At 50.0% G+C, this 18,136-nt stretch carries 18 protein-coding genes; 11 read left to right on the top strand and 7 right to left on the bottom strand.

Going from position 1 to position 18,136, the window contains the following annotated elements; translation table 11 throughout:
- The first annotated feature begins 90 nt into the window (after nucleotides 1-90).
- Nucleotides 91-1,344 (top strand): valine--pyruvate transaminase, encoded by a 1,254-nt coding sequence (locus BZG84_RS14310; RefSeq protein ID WP_077678375.1) that lies wholly within the window; start codon nucleotides 91-93, stop codon nucleotides 1,342-1,344.
- 571 nt (nucleotides 1,345-1,915) lie between these two features.
- On the opposite strand, the gene BZG84_RS14305 is transcribed toward BZG84_RS14310, so the two are convergent.
- The 7 genes from BZG84_RS14305 to dnaA form a co-directional block, all read right to left on the bottom strand.
- Nucleotides 1,916-2,353 carry an Hsp20 family protein gene (locus BZG84_RS14305; RefSeq protein ID WP_077458063.1) on the bottom strand — a complete coding sequence of 146 codons (438 nt, stop codon included), beginning with the start codon at nucleotides 2,351-2,353 and terminating at the stop codon, nucleotides 1,916-1,918.
- 214 nt (nucleotides 2,354-2,567) lie between these two features.
- Complete coding sequence (locus BZG84_RS14300; RefSeq protein WP_077480198.1) at nucleotides 2,568-2,966, bottom strand: VOC family protein; 399 nt, start codon at nucleotides 2,964-2,966, stop codon at nucleotides 2,568-2,570.
- Between the two features lie 29 nt (nucleotides 2,967-2,995).
- The gene (locus tag BZG84_RS14295) at nucleotides 2,996-3,373 is read right to left on the bottom strand and encodes a VOC family protein (RefSeq protein ID WP_077480197.1); all 378 of its coding nucleotides are present in this window, start codon (nucleotides 3,371-3,373) and stop codon (nucleotides 2,996-2,998) included.
- Between the two features lie 157 nt (nucleotides 3,374-3,530).
- Nucleotides 3,531-5,948, bottom strand: coding sequence for a DNA topoisomerase (ATP-hydrolyzing) subunit B (gene gyrB / locus BZG84_RS14290; protein ID WP_077480196.1), 2,418 nt, complete (start codon nucleotides 5,946-5,948; stop codon nucleotides 3,531-3,533).
- A gap of 18 nt (nucleotides 5,949-5,966) precedes the next feature.
- Nucleotides 5,967-7,046, bottom strand: coding sequence for a DNA replication/repair protein RecF (gene recF, locus BZG84_RS14285; RefSeq protein ID WP_077663436.1), 1,080 nt, complete (start codon nucleotides 7,044-7,046; stop codon nucleotides 5,967-5,969).
- Nucleotides 7,047-7,049: 3 nt separating this feature from the next.
- The gene (dnaN, locus tag BZG84_RS14280; protein WP_077480194.1) at nucleotides 7,050-8,150 is read right to left on the bottom strand and encodes a DNA polymerase III subunit beta; all 1,101 of its coding nucleotides are present in this window, start codon (nucleotides 8,148-8,150) and stop codon (nucleotides 7,050-7,052) included.
- A 2-nt stretch (nucleotides 8,151-8,152) separates the two neighbouring features.
- Nucleotides 8,153-9,550 (bottom strand): chromosomal replication initiator protein DnaA, encoded by a 1,398-nt coding sequence (dnaA, locus tag BZG84_RS14275; protein ID WP_077480193.1) that lies wholly within the window; start codon nucleotides 9,548-9,550, stop codon nucleotides 8,153-8,155.
- A gap of 346 nt (nucleotides 9,551-9,896) precedes the next feature.
- On the opposite strand from dnaA, the gene BZG84_RS14270 reads away from it, so the two are divergent.
- From BZG84_RS14270 to mioC, 10 genes are all read left to right on the top strand, one after another.
- Entirely contained in the window at nucleotides 9,897-10,610 is a 714-nt protein-coding gene (locus tag BZG84_RS14270; protein WP_415752744.1) for an amino acid ABC transporter substrate-binding protein, read from the top strand.
- Between the two features lie 57 nt (nucleotides 10,611-10,667).
- On the top strand, nucleotides 10,668-11,339 hold the full coding sequence (locus BZG84_RS14265) for an amino acid ABC transporter permease (protein WP_069590737.1): 672 nt from the start codon (nucleotides 10,668-10,670) through the stop codon (nucleotides 11,337-11,339).
- A complete protein-coding gene (locus BZG84_RS14260) occupies nucleotides 11,336-12,082 on the top strand; it encodes an amino acid ABC transporter ATP-binding protein (RefSeq protein WP_077480191.1) in 747 nt (248 codons plus the stop codon). Before BZG84_RS14265 ends, BZG84_RS14260 begins: the two co-directional genes overlap by 4 nt.
- A 222-nt stretch (nucleotides 12,083-12,304) precedes the next feature.
- Nucleotides 12,305-12,439, top strand: a complete 135-nt coding sequence (gene rpmH / locus BZG84_RS14255) for a 50S ribosomal protein L34 (RefSeq protein WP_025672864.1) — start codon at nucleotides 12,305-12,307, stop codon at nucleotides 12,437-12,439.
- 13 nt (nucleotides 12,440-12,452) lie between these two features.
- Complete coding sequence (gene rnpA / locus BZG84_RS14250; RefSeq protein ID WP_069590733.1) at nucleotides 12,453-12,824, top strand: ribonuclease P protein component; 372 nt, start codon at nucleotides 12,453-12,455, stop codon at nucleotides 12,822-12,824.
- On the top strand, nucleotides 12,776-13,036 hold the full coding sequence (gene yidD, locus BZG84_RS14245; protein ID WP_077456636.1) for a membrane protein insertion efficiency factor YidD: 261 nt from the start codon (nucleotides 12,776-12,778) through the stop codon (nucleotides 13,034-13,036). Before rnpA ends, yidD begins: the two co-directional genes overlap by 49 nt.
- Before the next feature lie 2 nt (nucleotides 13,037-13,038).
- Complete coding sequence (gene yidC / locus BZG84_RS14240; RefSeq protein ID WP_077678374.1) at nucleotides 13,039-14,652, top strand: membrane protein insertase YidC; 1,614 nt, start codon at nucleotides 13,039-13,041, stop codon at nucleotides 14,650-14,652.
- Between the two features lie 98 nt (nucleotides 14,653-14,750).
- Nucleotides 14,751-16,115: a tRNA uridine-5-carboxymethylaminomethyl(34) synthesis GTPase MnmE gene (gene mnmE / locus BZG84_RS14235; protein ID WP_077456640.1), complete on the top strand. Its 1,365-nt coding sequence runs from the start codon at nucleotides 14,751-14,753 to the stop codon at nucleotides 16,113-16,115.
- A gap of 225 nt (nucleotides 16,116-16,340) precedes the next feature.
- Nucleotides 16,341-17,420, top strand: a complete 1,080-nt coding sequence (locus BZG84_RS14230; protein WP_158011505.1) for a GGDEF domain-containing protein — start codon at nucleotides 16,341-16,343, stop codon at nucleotides 17,418-17,420.
- Nucleotides 17,421-17,430: 10 nt separating this feature from the next.
- Complete coding sequence (mioC, locus tag BZG84_RS14225; RefSeq protein ID WP_077456644.1) at nucleotides 17,431-17,883, top strand: FMN-binding protein MioC; 453 nt, start codon at nucleotides 17,431-17,433, stop codon at nucleotides 17,881-17,883.
- The last annotated feature ends 253 nt before the right edge of the window (nucleotides 17,884-18,136 follow it).

Genomic DNA, 18,136 nt, shown 5'->3' with positions numbered 1-18,136 from the left:
GCTTTCGATACTTTCTTTTGCACAATAGATTGTTGTATGTTGATGGCTGTTTAACCATAACAACAACACCGAACCTTGAAGGCAGTAACCATGGAAGTCACTCACTTTGGCGAGAAACTCGCTAACCACTCAGGCATCACGCAACTAATGGACGATCTGAATGATGGCTTACGTAACCCAGACGCCATTATGTTGGGTGGCGGCAACCCTGCAGCCATCCCAGAAATGCTTGAATATTTTAAAACGCTTAGCCAGTCAATGTTGGAAGATGGCAGTCTATTACATGCCATGACCAACTATGATGGCCCCCAAGGTAAATCGGCATTGCTCAATGCGCTCGCTGAACTTCTTAATCAGACCTATGGCTGGCAACTCTCAAGCAAGAACATCATGCTGACCAATGGCAGCCAAAGTGCATTCTTCTATCTGTTTAACCTATTAGCTGGACGCTACGCCGATGGTAGCCACAAAAAAATCTTGCTGCCCCTTGCGCCCGAATATATCGGTTATGGTGACGCCGGCATCAACGACGATATTTTTGTTAGCTACCAACCTGATATTGAATTATTGGATAACCGCCAATTTAAGTACCACGTCGACTTCAGTCGCCTAAAGATTGATGAAAGTATTGGCGCCATCTGTGCTTCCCGCCCGACTAACCCGACCGGGAACGTGTTAACCGATAACGAAATTCAACAACTGGACCAACTCGCACGCGACAACAATATTCCACTAATTATCGATAACGCCTATGGCACGCCCTTCCCTGATATTATTTTTGAAGACGTCGCACCGTTCTGGAATGAAAACACCATCCTCTGCTCTAGCCTCAGTAAGCTAGGGTTGCCAGGTGTGCGTTGTGGGATAGTGATTGCGAATGAAGCAGTGATCAGTGCGATGTCAAATATCAATGGCATCGTCAGCCTGTCGCCAAACAGTGTGGGGCCAGCAATGGCACTAGCGATGATAGAACGTGGTGATCTATTACGCTTAAGCAAAGACGTCGTTCGTCCTTTCTACCAACAAAAGTCACAGCGCACCTTAAAGATGGTGCTGGAGACCATTAACGATGAGCGAGTTCGTGTTCATAAGCCAGAAGGCGCTATCTTCCTGTGGCTCTGGTTTAACGAGCTCCCAATCTGTACCCAAGAGTTATATAAACGCTTAAAGGCCCGCGGTGTACTTGTTGTCCCCGGAGAGTATTTCTTTATTGGTGTGGAGCACGAAGGCTGGGATCATGCTAAACAATGTATTCGCATGAACTATGTCCAAGAAGATGATGCCATGCAACAAGGTATAAAAGTGATTGCCGAAGAAGTCGCGCGCGCCTACAACGAAGGATAAATGTTGGTTTCACGTGGAACATAGGTACACGCATGTTCCACGTGAAACCTTCCATTAAACCTCTCGCAATGGGAAAATGCGCCATACCATTTCCCTTCTCGCTTCTATCTAACCTGACCTTCTTCTGCTAACCGACTACTTTTTCCTTTCATCAGCTTAAGCCCTAATTATCGGTCGCTTGGTCTTAATATAGAACCATTCTGCACCCCATATTTCTAAACGGGTTAATACGGCGCAGTGCGAATAATCATTTGGCTTGGCAAATAGTATTGGATCGTTCACTTGAGACAATCCAAATGTTCCACGTGAAACCTATCGACTTTATTCTGTGCAACAACTCAGATTCTTGTTCACAGCTCGACCACGCGCTTTTTTAAACACAGTCCATAATAGTAGGTTCAACCCGCAGCATCATTAGCGAGGGATAACCGCCCACGAGTACAAGTGAAGGGAACGTGTCTATAAAGTGAAGATGTAAAACAGGCTTGCGAATCGGAACACCATAATTCGCTAGCCACAAAAAAGGGCAGCCATGCTGCCCTCTCCTTTTTCGTATCGTTCTGGCCGACACTTACTCAACGTTTTCGAGTAAACGGCTACCGATTTCGATGCGACGAGGTTTTTCCTCTTCAGGCACCTCACGCACTAAATCAATATGAAGCATGCCGTTTTCCATTTCCGCCCCCGTCACTTTAATGTGATCGTCGAGGTGGAACTTGCGTTCGAAATCACGCTCAGCAATGCCCTGATACAAAAACTTCGTATCTTGATTACGGCTGTGTTTTTTACCTGCAACCGTGAGGCTGTTTTTTTGCTGAGTAATGTCTACTTCGTCTTGGCTAAAGCCAGCGACCGCCATGGTAATTCGGTATTGGTTCTCTTTGCCTTGCTCAATGTTGTAAGGAGGAAAACCACCTGCGTTTGACGCATTCGTGTTTTCAACCAAATCGAACAAACGGTCAAAACCAATTGCGGTACGATAGAGTGGAGAGAAATCAAAGTTACGCATAATCTTACCCTTCCTATGAAGCAATAAAATATCATCTACGGCTTTCCAACTTGGACAAGCCCCCGGCGACCCAATGGCATCGCCTCATTACTCTATATAAGGTTGCGCGATTTGATTTCAAGCCTCGTCGAGCGATTTTTTATCATCGCTTCTCATGTCACTGGTTATCCATCAATACAGGTGCGTTCATATATCCTCTGATCGCTTTGATAAACTACGACTCAGGATGATGGCATACCGCTTCAATGTTATTGCCGTCTGGGTCAATAAGAAATGCCCCAAAGTAATGGTTGTGATACATAGGCCTCAGACCTGGCTTACCATTATCGATTCCACCAGCCTCCATTCCAGCATCGTAAAACGCCTCCACTGTCGTTCTTGTCGGTGCTGAAAATGCTATATGACGAGGGGTATAGAGAGTCTGGGTTTCTATCACCCAAAAGATGGGCCGATCGCTTGGTCCAAAAGCACACATTCGCTGGGTCGGAAAATCAGTATTCCATTCTGCAACAAACTCCATTTGGATCGCATAGCCGAGCGGCTCAAACACCGAACGATAGAACTCTTTAGTCGCCGAGAAATTCGTTGCGTAAGTACTTAGATGGTCAATCATAGTTGCTCCTTATTGGGATAGCGGCATGCTTAATCAATAGGTGCGACACGCACGAAATGCCCATCAGGATCTTGAATAACGAAGGTTCGGCCAAACACATCATTGTAAGGAGATTGAACAACATTGATGGTGAGGTTGTTCGACCATTGGTCAAAAACGGCATCAACGTCATCATTGGTGGGCACCATAATGCCAATTTCGCTTAGTCGTGTGATTGATGGTGAGGGCTGCTCGCCGCCGGTCCACAACGCGAACAAAGCATCGCCCTGCTCAGAGGCAGAAAAGGCGACGTATCTTGGGCTGGTAAACACTGGCTCACACTGAAACAGTTGCTGGTAGAAACTCACGGAACGGTCAATATTAGACACATAAACCAGTTGGAGATTAGCACGCGTTTTTATAGACATCAGGCTTCCTATCACTTTGTCGTTACGGAGCTATTGAGTCTACTCACCCACAAAATACTGTATATAAAAACAGTTTTCTATTGTGTACTGCCTCGCATAAAAATAAAAAAGGCCAGCAAAGCTGGCCTTAATCATGGTTAACCCATTGATTTACCGTTTAAACGTCAAGGTTTTCCACTTTGAGTGCGTTATTTTCGATAAAGGCACGGCGTGGCTCAACTTGATCACCCATCAAGGTGGTAAACAGCTCGTCTGCAGCGACTGCATCTTGAATGGTCACCTGCATCATACGGCGACCTTCAGGATCCATGGTGGTTTCCCAAAGCTGTTCTGGATTCATTTCACCTAGACCTTTGTAACGCTGACGCGATACACCACGCGTCGACTCTTTAATCAGCCAGTTTAGCGCTTGCTCAAAGCTTTCCACTTCTTGTTTACGCTCGCCCCGCTGCACATAAGCGCCTTCATCAAGCAGCTCATTAAGCGTTTCAGACAAGCTGGCAATACGCCCATACTCTTTCGAGTTTAAGAAGTCGTAACTCACCAGATATTTGTGATCAACACCGTGCGTCCGTACCACCAGCTCCGGCACCCACACTTGATGCTCTTCGTCTAAGCGGCAAGATGCTTTGTATTGACTTTCACCCGTTGACTTACGGTTTAGAATCGCAACGATGTTTTCAACCCACTTCTTCGCCGCCCACTCATCACGCAAGTCGTCGACCGACAAGCGAGGCTGGTACAACAATTCATTGAGCAGCGAAGCCGGATAACGGCGGTTCATGCGCTTAATCAGCTTGATCACACCATTGTATTCTTTGACCAACTTCTCGAGTGATTCACCGTGCATCGCCGGTGCTTCTGCGTTCACAAACAAGGAAGCATTTTCCAACGCCAACGCGACTTGGTATTGCTCCATGGCTTCGTCATCTTTGATGTATTGCTCTTGTTTTCCTTTCTTCACCTTGTACAAAGGAGGTTGAGCAATGTAGATATAACCACGCTCAATCAGCTCTGGCATTTGGCGATAGAAGAAGGTCAACAGCAAGGTACGAATGTGCGAGCCGTCGACATCCGCATCGGTCATGATGATGATGCTGTGATAGCGTAGCTTGTCCGGATCATACTCTTCTCGACCGATACCACACCCCATCGCAGTGATTAGGGTCGCGACTTCTTGCGACGAGAGCATTTTATCAAAACGGGCTTTTTCCACGTTAAGGATCTTACCTTTGAGCGGCAAAATCGCTTGGTTCTTACGGTTACGCCCTTGTTTGGCCGAGCCACCTGCCGAGTCACCCTCCACAATGTAGAGTTCAGACAGTGCCGGATCTTTTTCTTGGCAGTCGGCAAGCTTGCCAGGTAGGCCCGCTAAATCTAACGCACCTTTACGTCGAGTCATCTCTCGCGCTTTACGTGCCGCATCACGCGCGCGCGCCGCATCGATAATCTTAGTGCACACCACTTTGGCGTCCGCTGGATGTTCAATCAAAAAGTCAGACAGGTGTTCACCCATGGCCGACTCAACGGCAGACTTCACTTCTGACGACACCAGCTTATCTTTGGTTTGGCTTGAGAACTTAGGATCAGGCACTTTCACCGACACCACAGCGGTCAACCCCTCACGAGCATCATCGCCCGAGGTCGCCGCTTTGGCTTTCTTCGAGTAGCCTTCTTTATCCATAAAGCTATTAAGCGTACGCGTTAGCGCGGCGCGGAATCCGGCAAGGTGGGTACCACCATCGCGCTGTGGAATGTTGTTGGTAAAGCAGTAGATGTTTTCTTGGTAGCCGTCATTCCATTGCATCGCCACTTCAACGCTCACACCATCTTCACGGGTGTGTTCAAAATGGAATACCGAGGGGTGAATCGCGGTTTTCTTATTGTTGAGGTGTTCAACAAAGGCGCGGATGCCCCCTTCGTATTTGAAGTGATCCGCTTTATCTTCTTCGCGCTCATCCACCAGCTTGATCGATACACCTGAGTTCAGGAACGACAGCTCACGCAGACGCTTGGCTAAAATGTCATAGTTGAAATTGATGTCAGAGAAGGTTTCTTCACTGGGCCAAAAACGGATACGGGTACCGGTTTGTTCGGTATCACCAATCACCGCCAATGGGCCTTGTGGCTCACCGTGGGAAAAATTGAGCTGGTGAATATGGCCATCACGCCAAATGGTCAACTCTAGCTTCTCAGAGAGTGCGTTCACCACGGACACACCCACGCCGTGCAAACCACCGGAAACTTTGTAGGAGTTGTCGTCAAACTTACCGCCGGCATGCAATACCGTCATGATAACTTCAGCGGCGGAGACCCCTTCTTCTTCGTGGATATCAACAGGAATACCACGACCATCATCTTTCACCGAGACAGAGCCGTCTTCGTGGATGGTCGCCACGATATCGTTACAATGTCCGGCTAGTGCTTCATCGATCGAGTTATCGACCACTTCGAACACCATGTGGTGGAGGCCGGTACCGTCGTCTGTGTCGCCGATATACATTCCCGGACGCTTACGGACGGCGTCCAAGCCCTTCAGTACCTTGATACTCGATGAATCGTATTCGTTGGACATTGAGTTACTCTCGCTTATTTATCCTGCGTTTATTTTGCCATGTTCCACATGAAACATCTTACTATTTTCGTCGCACATTTCCGCGACTTGATCGGCACTAATGGCGCTGACAAAAACCTGTGCGCCGGTGCGCTTGAGTTCGCTTGCCAATAGGGCTCGGCGGCGACTATCAAGCTCCGATGCAAAATCATCAATCAAGTAAATACAGGCAATTCCCTGTTGTTCACTATAGAGCTGGCCTTGTGCAAGTCGTAGCGCACAAACCATTAATTTTAACTGACCTCGGGACAACACATCATCCACTGGCGTCCCTTGCACCTTGATGCGCAAATCCGCCTTGTGCGGTCCGGAGACGGTGTATCCCATTTGTTGGTCGCGCTCAAAATTGGCTGCCAACAAGGTTTGGTAATCCGTGTCTTTCTCCCACCCTCGAGAGAAACTAAATTGTATCGAAAATTCGGGTAAAAAAGCCTCACATAATGCGGCAGCGCGTTCAGCTACGGCATCCACGTAATCGGCTCGCCACTGACTTATTTGCTCAGCCAACACCGCCAATTCCGCATCCCACATCTGGATGTCTCGGTAGCGCCGCGCCGTTTTCAACGCAGCGTTGCGTTGTTTAGTGAGTCGTTTGACCCGCGTCCAGGCTTCGAAAAAGCCAGCTTGAGAGTGAAACACGCCCCAATCGACAAACGCGCGGCGAAATTTGGGGCCATCCGTCAGCAGCTCAAACCCTTCAGGAGTAATCAGCTGCAAGGGCAGCACTTTTGCCAAGGCCACCAGCTTCTGCCCTTTTTCTTGGCCTATTTTAACATCTGCACTGCCATCACGGCGCTTTTGAATACCGACAGGAAGCAAGATCGCATCTTGAGTTTTAACCCGTCCATGCACGGTTAAGCTGGGTTGCTGATGACGGATCACTCGGCTATTGAGTGCGCTGCGAAACGAGCGTCCGTGGCCAAGAAAGTGGATGGCCTCAAGCACACTGGTTTTACCGCTACCGTTGGGGCCAATTAAAAAGTTAAAGCCTGACGACAGTTCGATATCGCAGGCTTCAATATTCCTAAAGTCGTGAACGACCAATCGAGTAAGCGCCATAACCTAGAGGCGGATTGGCATCACAACATACATGGCATCATCGCGGGCACAGTCTTCAATAAGGGTACTGCCCACCGCATCTGTCATCGAAAAGCGCACTTTGTCACAACGTAAGGTGTTGAGTACATCCAACACATAGCTGACGTTAAAGCCAATTTCGATCGGCTCGCCTTGAAAGGTGACGTCGAGAAATTCTTCGGCTTCTTCCTGCTCCGGGTTATTGGCGGAAATACGTAGCTCGCTGCCTTCAATATTCATCCGAACGCCACGAAATTTCTCGTTAGACAGCACCGCAGCTAACGACAGCGCTTGCTTGAGCTCCGCACAGTCGACCTCAAGTGTGCGAGAAGTGGATTGCGGCAGCACGCGACGATAGTCTGGGAAACGACCATCCACCAATTTAGAGGTGAAGGTGACATTGCCAACCACGGCACGAATGTTCGATGCGCCAATTTGAATATTAACGAGGTGCTCACTGTCATCTAACAAGCGCGCGAGCTCACTCACCCCTTTACGCGGCACAATCACCTGTTGCGCGGGTAAGGTATCATCCATCGAGAGCTGACAGACCGCCATCCGGTGCCCGTCGGTTCCGACCGTCCGTAATGTCTGCCCTTCTGTTTCAAACAACAGCCCGTTGAGGTAATAGCGTACGTCTTGGTTTGCCATCGAAAACTGGGTCGCGTCAATCAGGTGACGCAACTTATCTTGTGGCAGCTGCAAACTTACATCTGCCTGCCACTGCTCGATGTTGGGATAATCATTAGCCGGCAATGTCGACAGCGTAAAGCGGCTACGTCCCGCGCGTACCACCACACGATCGCCTTCTTGAGCAACCGTAATTTGGGCTTCACTGTGTAACCCTTTAATGATGTCCATAAACTTGCGCGAAGGCACTGTAATCGCACCGTCGAGGTAATCGCCTTCCAACGGCGCGGTGGCATTCAGCTCCACTTCCATGTCCGTTGCTGTCAACGTCAATGCCTGATCAGCCACTTGGATGAGTAAGTTACTGAGAATTGGCAGCGTGCTTCGCCCACCCAGTGCGCCTGATACTTGTTGCAGCGGCTGTAGCAGCTGCTCTCGCGTAAGAGTAAATTTCATAATTAAGAGGACAATGTTCGAATCAGGTTAGAGTAATCTTCTTTAATGTCGTGGCTTTCTTCACGGAGCTGCTCGATTTTACGACACGCATGCAGCACAGTGGTATGGTCACGGCCACCAAAGGCATCACCAATTTCTGGCAAACTGTGGTTGGTTAGCTCTTTGGACAAGGCCATCGCCATTTGACGAGGGCGCGCGACCGACCGTGAACGACGCTTCGACAATAAATCCGCCATCTTGATTTTATAATACTCAGCGACTGTTTTCTGAATATTATCAATGGTGACCAGTTTTTCTTGCAAGGCGAGCAGATCTCGCAACGCTTCTCGGACAAAATCGATGGTGATCGCACGCCCGGTAAAGTTCGCGTTGGCAATCACGCGGTTGAGGGCTCCTTCCAGCTCTCGGACGTTGGAGCGTAAGCGCTTGGCGATAAAGAACGCCACCTCATCCGGTAACCGAATCGCATGATCTTCGGCTTTTTTCATCAAAATCGCCACTCGCGTTTCCAGTTCTGGCGGCTCAATGGCGACCGTCAGGCCCCACCCGAATCGCGACTTTAAGCGATCCTCAACCCCGTTGATCTCTTTAGGATAGCGGTCAGAGGTCAGAATGATCTGCTGGTTACCCTCAAGCAACGCATTAAAGGTATGGAAGAATTCTTCTTGCGAGCGTTCTTTGTTGGCAAAAAATTGAATGTCATCGATCAACAGTGCATCGACACTGCGGTAATAACGCTTAAATTCTTCAATCGCATTATTTTGTAGCGCCTTCACCATGTCTTGCACAAAACGTTCTGAGTGCATGTACACCACGCGCGCATCCGCTTTACGATCGGAAATCGCATTACCCACCGCATGCAACAAGTGAGTTTTACCTAAGCCCGTGCCGCCATAAAGAAAAAGCGGATTATAGGCCGCCCCTGGGTTATCCGACACCTGACGCGCCGCCGCTAACGCTAACTGGTTAGACTTACCCTCAACAAAGTTATTGAACTTGTGCTTGGGGTTCACGTTAGAGCGATGATTGACATCCGACTGAACGGGTGATGGCGCCGGTTCCCACACTCGACCTCGGCTCGGGGCCGGCTGGGCTTGCTGGGGTGCAGGAGCCGCTGCCGGTCCGGCTGGCGCCGAGGCGGGCGCTGCAGACACAGGTTTGCTGCCCACTTCAAACCGCAGCATGGGCACGTCGACGCCACAAAACTCGTTCAACAGCTGGTTAATTTGATGCAAGTATTTGTCTCGCACCCAATCAAGCACAAAGCGGTTTGGGGCGAACAGGGTCAACGTATTGTCATTGAGCTCGGCTTGTAACGGCCGCACCCACATACTGAATTCTGTTGCAGGTAGGTCTTCCTGAAGGCGCTCAAGACACTGCAACCAAAGCGATGATGACACGTTTGACTCCACGCAGTTATACCGAAAAAGAAAAGGCCACAATGGTACTCCTGTCAGGCGAAGATCGCCACCCACAAGATCCCGAAATCAGTGAATAAGATCGGAGTTATTCACATAGATCCCACAGATATACCATGGATCGCCACAAGGTACCCGCTTTTTACTCACAAGATTGCACACATCTCCTTAATGAGACGCGCGCGGAGAATTAAGTTATGGCTCATAACCAGACGGTATTTCTCGCCAGTAATCGTTCACTTCTATGATACGCCTCCTATTATTGAAGTTGTCATTACGGAGTATTGTCATGAGTAAATGGATCTTGAGCACCTTGCTAAGTGTGAGCATGGTGATTTCAGTGCCCGCGTTCGCCCAAGAAACCGTGAAAGTGGGGATGTCTGGGCGCTATTTCCCTTTCACCTTTGTGAAGCAAGACCAGCTGCAAGGGTTTGAAGTTGACCTTTGGGATGAGATTGGCCGCCGCAATGACTACCAAGTCGAGTATGTGACCGCTAACTTCTCTGGCCTGTTTGGTCTGTTACAAACCGGGCGCATCGACACCATTTCTAACCAAATCACCATCACCGACGAGCGTCAGGCAACCTATTTGTTCACCGACCCGTATGTGGTCGACGGCGCACAGATCACGGTTCGCAAAGGCAATGACACGATTCAGTCTGTGGCTGATCTGAAAGGCAAAACTGTTGCAGTGAACCTCGGCTCGAACTTCGAGCAGTTGTTACGCGAACACTCGGCAGCCGAGGATATCGACATTAAAACCTACGAGACCGGGATTGAACACGATGTCGCGCTCGGTCGGGCCGATGCGTTTGTGATGGATCGCCTGTCAGCCATGCAGCTGATTAAAGAATCGGGCTTGCCACTTCAACTGGCCGGGCAACCGTTTGAAACCATTGCCAATGCTTGGCCATTTGTCGACTCAGCACGCGGTCAGCGCCTACGTGATGAAGTGAACACCGCCCTCTCAGCCATGCGAGAAGATGGTACCTTGGCACAGATTTCTGTTAAGTGGTTTGGCGGCGACGTCACTAAAAAGTAAGTATTTACTCACATAAATAGGCCCGCTTTAGCGGGTCTGTGTATCTAAAGGACAGACATGGCGTTTGATTTTGACTATATGGCCTCTCTGTTCCCGTTACTGCTGAAGTATCTGGGGATCACGTTAGAGATGGCGGTGTGGGGATTAGTGTTTGCACTGATTTTGGCAGTGACGATTGCACTGATCCGCGTGTTTCGCCTACCGGTTTTCAATGGCCTCGCGCAACTGTTTATTAGTTTCTTTCGCGGTACGCCACTTCTGGTTCAGCTGTTTTTACTGTATTACGGTCTGCCTCAGGTCATCCCCGCGTTAGTCGGAATGGATGCTTTCACAGCCGCGGTGATCGGGATCAGCTTACACTTTTCTGCTTATATGGCCGAGTCAATTCGTGCCGCCATTACCAGCGTGGATCGCAGTCAAATGGAAGCCAGTCTGGCCATTGGCATGACGACTCGCCAAGCCATGCAGCGCATTGTGTTACCACAGGCAGCACGGATCGCACTTCCCTCTCTGATGAATTACTTCATCGATATGATCAAAGCCACATCACTTGCCTTCACGCTCGGGGTGGCAGAAATCATGGCGAAGGCGCAGATGGAAGCGTCGTCGAGCTTTAAATTCTTCGAAGCCTATTTGGCGGTCGCACTGATCTACTGGGCGGTCGTGGTCGCTTTGACCCGAGTACAACTTTGGGCAGAAAGCCATCTTAATAAGGCGTACCAACGATGATTAAGATAGAAAAGCTTAAAAAAGTCTACCAAGGCGTCGCGGTACTTGATGGCATCGATTTGACTATCGAGCGTGGCGAAATCGTGTGTATTATTGGCCCAAGCGGTACGGGAAAATCCACCCTATTGCGCTGTATTAATTTTCTCGAGCGTGCTGAGCAAGGGGTGATCAGTATCGGCGATCAGCGTGTTGATAGTGGCGATGCAAGCACCCGTAAACAGGCGATTTTGGCGTTGCGGCGCCAGACCGGCTTTGTATTTCAAAATTATGCCTTATTTGCTCACCTCACGGCACGAGACAATATCGCCGAAGGATTGCGAACGGTAAAAGGCTGGTCTAAAGAGGCAGCACGTCAGCGCGCGCAACAAATCCTCGACGACATAGGCTTGGGTGATAAAGGAGACCATTACCCCGCTTCCTTATCGGGTGGACAGCAACAACGGGTTGGCATTGGCCGTGCGATGGCACTTGAGGCCGAATTATTGCTTTTCGATGAGCCTACCTCTGCATTAGACCCAGAGTGGGTTGGCGAAGTGTTGGCGTTGATGAAAAAGCTCGCCACACGCCATCAAACCATGCTGGTGGTCACTCACGAGATGCAGTTTGCTCGCGATGTCGCTGACCGCGTGGTATTTATGAACGACGGCCACATCATAGCCCAAGGCACACCGGATTGGCTATTTAATCACTGCGCCGATCCACGCTTGCATAAGTTTTTGAATCAAGTCGGGATCGCTTCTTAACTTGCGCTCGTAAACGAAGGATCCTTGCGATCTCTGACTGAGCGCTTATAATTCCCGGCCCGGAGTGGCATCGGTTTAGTGATTGACTAATCGTTAGTCAATGGCTACAATCCGCCCTCTTTGTTGAGAGGCGTCGGAGACATTGGCTAAGGTATTGCCTGTTGCTAACCTCCCACGTCGGGTTAACAAACCTAACACTGATCAGTAATAAAGGTAGAAACCATGAAACGCACTTTTCAACCTTCAGTTCTAAAGCGTAAGCGCACTCACGGTTTCCGTGCGCGCATGGCGACTAAGAACGGCCGTAAGGTCATTGCCGCTCGCCGTGCGAAAGGCCGCAAGCAGCTTTCTAAATAATCCGCAGTGATTTGTGAATAAGCTCGCTTATCCTCGGGAGTTACGTCTGCTAACTCCCGAACATTTCAGTGCCGTCTTCCAGCAACCGCATCGCGCCGGTTCGCCGCACTTAACCATACTCGCCCGATCTAACTCGCTCGACCACCCACGTCTCGGTCAAGCTGTTCCGAAAAAGCAAATCAAACTTGCCGTTGATCGCAACCGCTTTAAACGTGTGGTTCGCGAGAGCTTTCGTTTACGTCAGCATCAACTACCGGCGAAAGATTTTGTGGTGATCGCGAAAAAAAGTGCCAACGACCTAAGCAATCAAGCGCTGCGAGACGAATTGGACAAGTTATGGCAACGTTTGTCGCGACCGCCGCGCAAAAAGCGCTCATCGCGCTGATTCGGGGATATCAACTGGTGATCAGCCCATTGATTGGGCCACGATGCCGGTTTACACCAACCTGTTCCCACTATGCCATCATGGCGATTCAATCCCATGGTGTGATAAAAGGGTGTTGGTTGGCAGGCAAACGTCTATTAAAATGCCACCCTTTGAATGATGGCGGTTACGATCCCGTGCCGCCTTGCGACCACCATAACAGAGACAATTAACAATGGATTCCCAACGTAATATCCTGTTGATTGCCCTATTGTTCGTTTCTTTCATGCTGTACATGGAATGGAACAAACCAGAATCCCCGCAGCCGCAGGGACAGGGCGTTGAGCAGCAGCAAACCACTCACAGTGACGTGCCTAGCAGCGACAATGGCGATACCACGTCTCTCGATGCACAGCCTGTCTCTGACAAGCTCGTCACCATCAAAACCGATGTATTAACACTTAAAGTGGATACACAAGGCGGTGATGTTGTGCACGCCGAGCTGCCTCAGTACGATGCGGAGCTCAACTCTGACAATGCCTTCACGCTGCTGCACACCAAACCCGATCACACCTTTGTGGCGCAAAGCGGTTTAATTGGTGCCAATGGTATTGATACTGCGCAAGGCCGTGCCCAGTATCAGGTGGCGCAAAACACCTTTACCCTCTCTGACGACCAAGACACCCTGCGCGTGCCAATGACGGTTGAAAAAGACGGGATCACGTACACCAAAACCTTTGTGCTTAAGCGTGGCAGCTATGCGGTGGATGTAGAGCACACCATCGATAACCAAACCGATGCCAACGCCAGTGTCACTATGTACACCCAGCTAAAACAAAATCTGCTGGACGATGGCGGTAGCTTAACCATGCCAACCTACCGTGGTGGCGCGTACTCTACCGACGATAAACGTTACGAAAAATACAGCTTTGATGACATGCAAAGCAAAAACTTGAATGTGACGTTTAACCAAGGTTGGGCAGCGATGATCCAGCACTACTTTGCTACCGCGTGGATCCCACGTGCGGACAATAATGTGCTGAGCACCCGTACTACCGCCCAGTATGGTTATATCCAAACCAAAACCAGCGATACCATTGCAGCAGGCACCAGTAAAACGCTGACAGCAACCTTGTGGGTCGGTCCGAAACTGCAAGAACAAATGGCCGCGGTGGCACCAAGCCTGGATTTGGTGGTCGACTACGGCTGGCTATGGTTTATCGCTAAACCGCTGCACTGGTTGCTCTCCACCATTCAAACCTTTGTGGGGAACTGGGGTCTGGCCATCATCATGCTAACCTTCATCGTGCGTGGCGCCATGTACCCGCTCACTAAAGCGCAGTACACCTCGATGGCGAAAATGCGCATGCTGCAGCCTAAACTGCAAGAAATGAAAGAGCGTATCGGTGACGATCGTCAACGCATGAGCCAAGAGATGATGGAGCTCTATAAGCGTGAGAAGGTCAATCCGCTTGGTGGCTGTCTGCCATTGGTTCTGCAAATGCCGATCTTTATTGCCTTGTACTGGGCACTGATGGAGTCGGTAGAATTGCGCCATGCGCCATTCTTTGGCTGGATTCAAGACTTGTCGGCACAAGACCCATACTATGTGCTGCCGCTGTTGATGGGTGCATCCATGTTCTTGATTCAGAAGATGAGCCCAACCACAGTCACTGATCCTATGCAGCAGAAGATCATGACCTTTATGCCTGTGGTCTTTACCTTCTTCTTCTTGTTCTTCCCATCCGGTCTGGTTCTATACTGGTTGGTATCGAACATCGTAACGCTTATCCAGCAAACCTTGATTTATAAATCGCTGGAGAAAAAAGGCCTTCATTCCCGCTCGTAAGTTAGGCCGCGTCAAGCAATAATAAAAAGGCGACCACGCGGTCGCCTTTTTCACGTTTACGGCCTTTAGGCCTGTCACCGACATCAAGAGTGCGCAATATGGCTCAAACCGACACTATCGTGGCACAAGCCACAGCAACAGGCCGCGGCGGCGTAGGGATTGTCCGCGTGTCCGGCCCTCTCGCTCATGAGATTGGTACAAAAATGACGGGACGCGAGTTAGTGCCTCGTCGTGCGGATTATTTGCCTTTTCTCGATCAGGAAGGTCAACCTATCGATCAAGGCATTGCCCTATTCTTTAAAGGCCCCAATTCATTCACAGGTGAAGATGTTCTAGAGCTGCAAGGTCACGGTGGCCCCGTGATCATGGACATGCTTATTCAGCGAATCAGCGCCTTTGACGGCGTACGAGCAGCCCGACCCGGTGAATTCTCCGAGCGCGCCTTCTTAAACGATAAACTGGATTTAGCCCAGGCCGAAGCAATCGCCGATTTAATCGATGCCAGCTCAGAACAAGCGGCTCGCTCTGCGTTGCAGTCCCTGCAAGGGGCCTTTTCCAAGCAGGTCAACCAACTGGTCGAAAAAGTGATTCATCTGCGCATGTATGTGGAAGCGGCCATCGACTTTCCTGATGAAGAGATTGATTTTCTCTCTGACGGTAAAGTGGCCAGCGATCTTGGGCATATCATTGAGCGTCTCGCCCTGTTGCGTAAAGAAGCCAATCAAGGAGCGATTATGCGCGATGGGATGAAGGTGGTCATTGCCGGACGCCCGAATGCCGGTAAATCGAGCTTGCTCAATGCCCTTTCCGGTAAAGAGAGTGCCATTGTCACCGAAATCGCAGGTACCACCCGCGATGTGCTCCGTGAACATATTCACATTGACGGTATGCCACTGCATATCATCGATACCGCTGGCTTACGGGATGCCTCGGATGAAGTGGAACGGATTGGGATTGAACGCGCCTGGAGTGAAATCGAACACGCCGATCGGGTATTGTTTATGGTCGATGGCACCACAACCACGGCGACCGACCCGGCCCAAATTTGGCCAGAATTTGTCTCTCGCTTACCCGAAGGCATGGGGATGACGGTGATCCGCAACAAAGCCGATATTACTGAAGAACCACTCGGTTTATGTGCAGTCAGTGAGCCTGCGCTAATCCGCTTGAGTGCCAAAACCGGAGAAGGCGTTGATGCCTTACGCCAGCATCTAAAAGCCTGTATGGGCTATGCTGGAGGCAGCGAAGGCAGTTTTATGGCACGTCGTCGTCATCTGGATGCGCTCGCCAACGCCGCACACCACCTCGACATCGGCCAAGCGCAGCTAGAAGGCTATATGGCAGGCGAAATCCTTGCCGAGGAATTACGCTTAACCCAACAACACCTCAATACCATTACCGGTGAGTTCACGGCTGACGATTTGCTGGGCAAAATTTTCTCCTCGTTCTGTATCGGAAAATAATTATCCCCAGCTCCTTCAAGGGATCCTTACTGCGAGGATCCCTTATTCTGGCGGCGCTGATCGCGGTTATCCTCAGAGTAAGATCCTGACTTATCCCCACAGTTTTCACCATGATCTGCTACGTTAATAGTGCGTCTAGCTGGAGGTGAAATGCTCTCGTCCTTAAATCCGATCTTATCGATCGGTTTAACCCCTCAAAATCAACTCATGCGCCATCAGATTAGAATGATCAATCTGTTAGGGCTTATTTGTGTGCTCGGCACACTTATCTTCTCCGCGCTCTATTGGTTTGCCTTTCAAAGCGCTATCGCCGCGTGGCACAACCTCCTCTATGCAGGCCTGTATGCGGGCGTATGGGGGATAATGGCAGCGGGTCATTGGTCGATTGCGCGCTATTGGCTATTTGGGGTGTTCTTTGCCCAACAGTTTGTGATGTCTTACTGGGTACTGGATACAAATAGCCAAAACGAATTGTTACTGCTGGTGGTACCGACTGTGGTAGTTTTAGTCTTTGAACCCACAGAGCGCTTTGCGCGCTACGGACTGGCCTTAGGCGCCATCGCGTTGATGTTCGCCGCGCAAGTGCTTCCCGCCCCCACGCCGTTAGTTTATCTCTCTAGCCTCCACGCACAGACCCTCTATTTAAGTGTGGTGTTGGTGTTTGTTGCGCTGTCCGTGGTGTTAATGGACTTTTACTTGTTCGATTTATACGCCATCAACCGCCAAGCCCGTCAGCAAATTCAGCGCGATGCCCTTACCCAAACGTGGAGCGCCAGCTATTTCTACCAATGTGTCGGGCAGCACGGTCGCGCAACCGCTGACAATCCGCTGGCTATCCTGTGCATCAATCTCGATGGTTTTCAATCTCTTAATTGGCGATATGGCCGTGATACAGGTGATCAGCTCCTTCAATTTACCGCCCAACTTCTTATCCGCCACCTACCGCATGACGCTATCATCAGCCGCACACATGCCGATCAATTTTTGGTTATGTTGGCAGGCCAAGCCTGCTTAGCCGCCCCCCATTGTGCCGCTCAGTGCCGACAAGCTATTGCGGAAACGCCTTTTACCTTTGCTGGCGGCGCTTATGCGCTCACCGTATCGATTGGTTTGGTGCAACAAATGGAAGGCAAAATCCACGCTATTCCCTTGATTGATCAAGCCACTCGAGCGATGACGGACGCCAAATTCGCAGGGGGCAATCAAATTGTTTGCCAACCCAGCAACGCCCCTGATTTTGCTACACCTTCATCGATTGACTCTGAACCCAACTGCCGAAATACTAGTCGCGATAATCGTGAATAATGAGGACAGTATGGCAAATGTAACCATTATCACCGGCAGTACGCTCGGTGGTGCAGAATATGTCGGTGATCACCTTGCCGATCTCCTACAAGCAAAAGGCCATCAGGCCCACGTGGTCAATGAAGGGATCCTCGATGATGTACTGAGCGCCAGTACATTGTTGATCGTCACGTCCACCCATGGGGCTGGCGACTTTCCAGATAGCATCGCGCCTCTGATGGAGCAGTTAATGAGCGAGCGGCCACTGTTGCGCGATCTCCATTACGGTGTGGTCGGCATTGGAGATTCAAGCTATGACACCTTCTGCGAGGCCGGCATGAAGGCGGATGCCTTGTTACAAGACCTTGGCGCCGTCAAAGTCGGGGAACGGGTCGATATTGATATTCAAGCGCATCCGGTCCCTGAGGATGAAGCGGAACGTTGGTTTACCGAGTGGGAACCCTTGATCCACAAAATCAAGTGAGCATTGTTTAACCATTTAATCTGTGGATAACTAAGGAATAACCCAGTGATCTTCCTTTAGTTATCCATTTAATAGTTTTACCCCCTCCCTACCATTGTGGATAACATGCCATTTTGATCCCAGGTGATACAGGATCGGATCCAAGGCCGCCCACAATAAGTGATCGTTTTAAGATCCTTGATCTCTATGATCTTTTTCCAGTTACCCACAAAGATCGTCTTCCTTAATAAAAGATCTAACAAAAGATCTATAT

The organism is Salinivibrio sp. PR932, from assembly GCF_001996125.1.
Lineage (GTDB): Bacteria > Pseudomonadota > Gammaproteobacteria > Enterobacterales > Vibrionaceae > Salinivibrio > Salinivibrio proteolyticus.
Note: the sequence above shows the minus strand (reverse complement) of the source record. Positions and strands in the feature narration are given on the sequence as shown.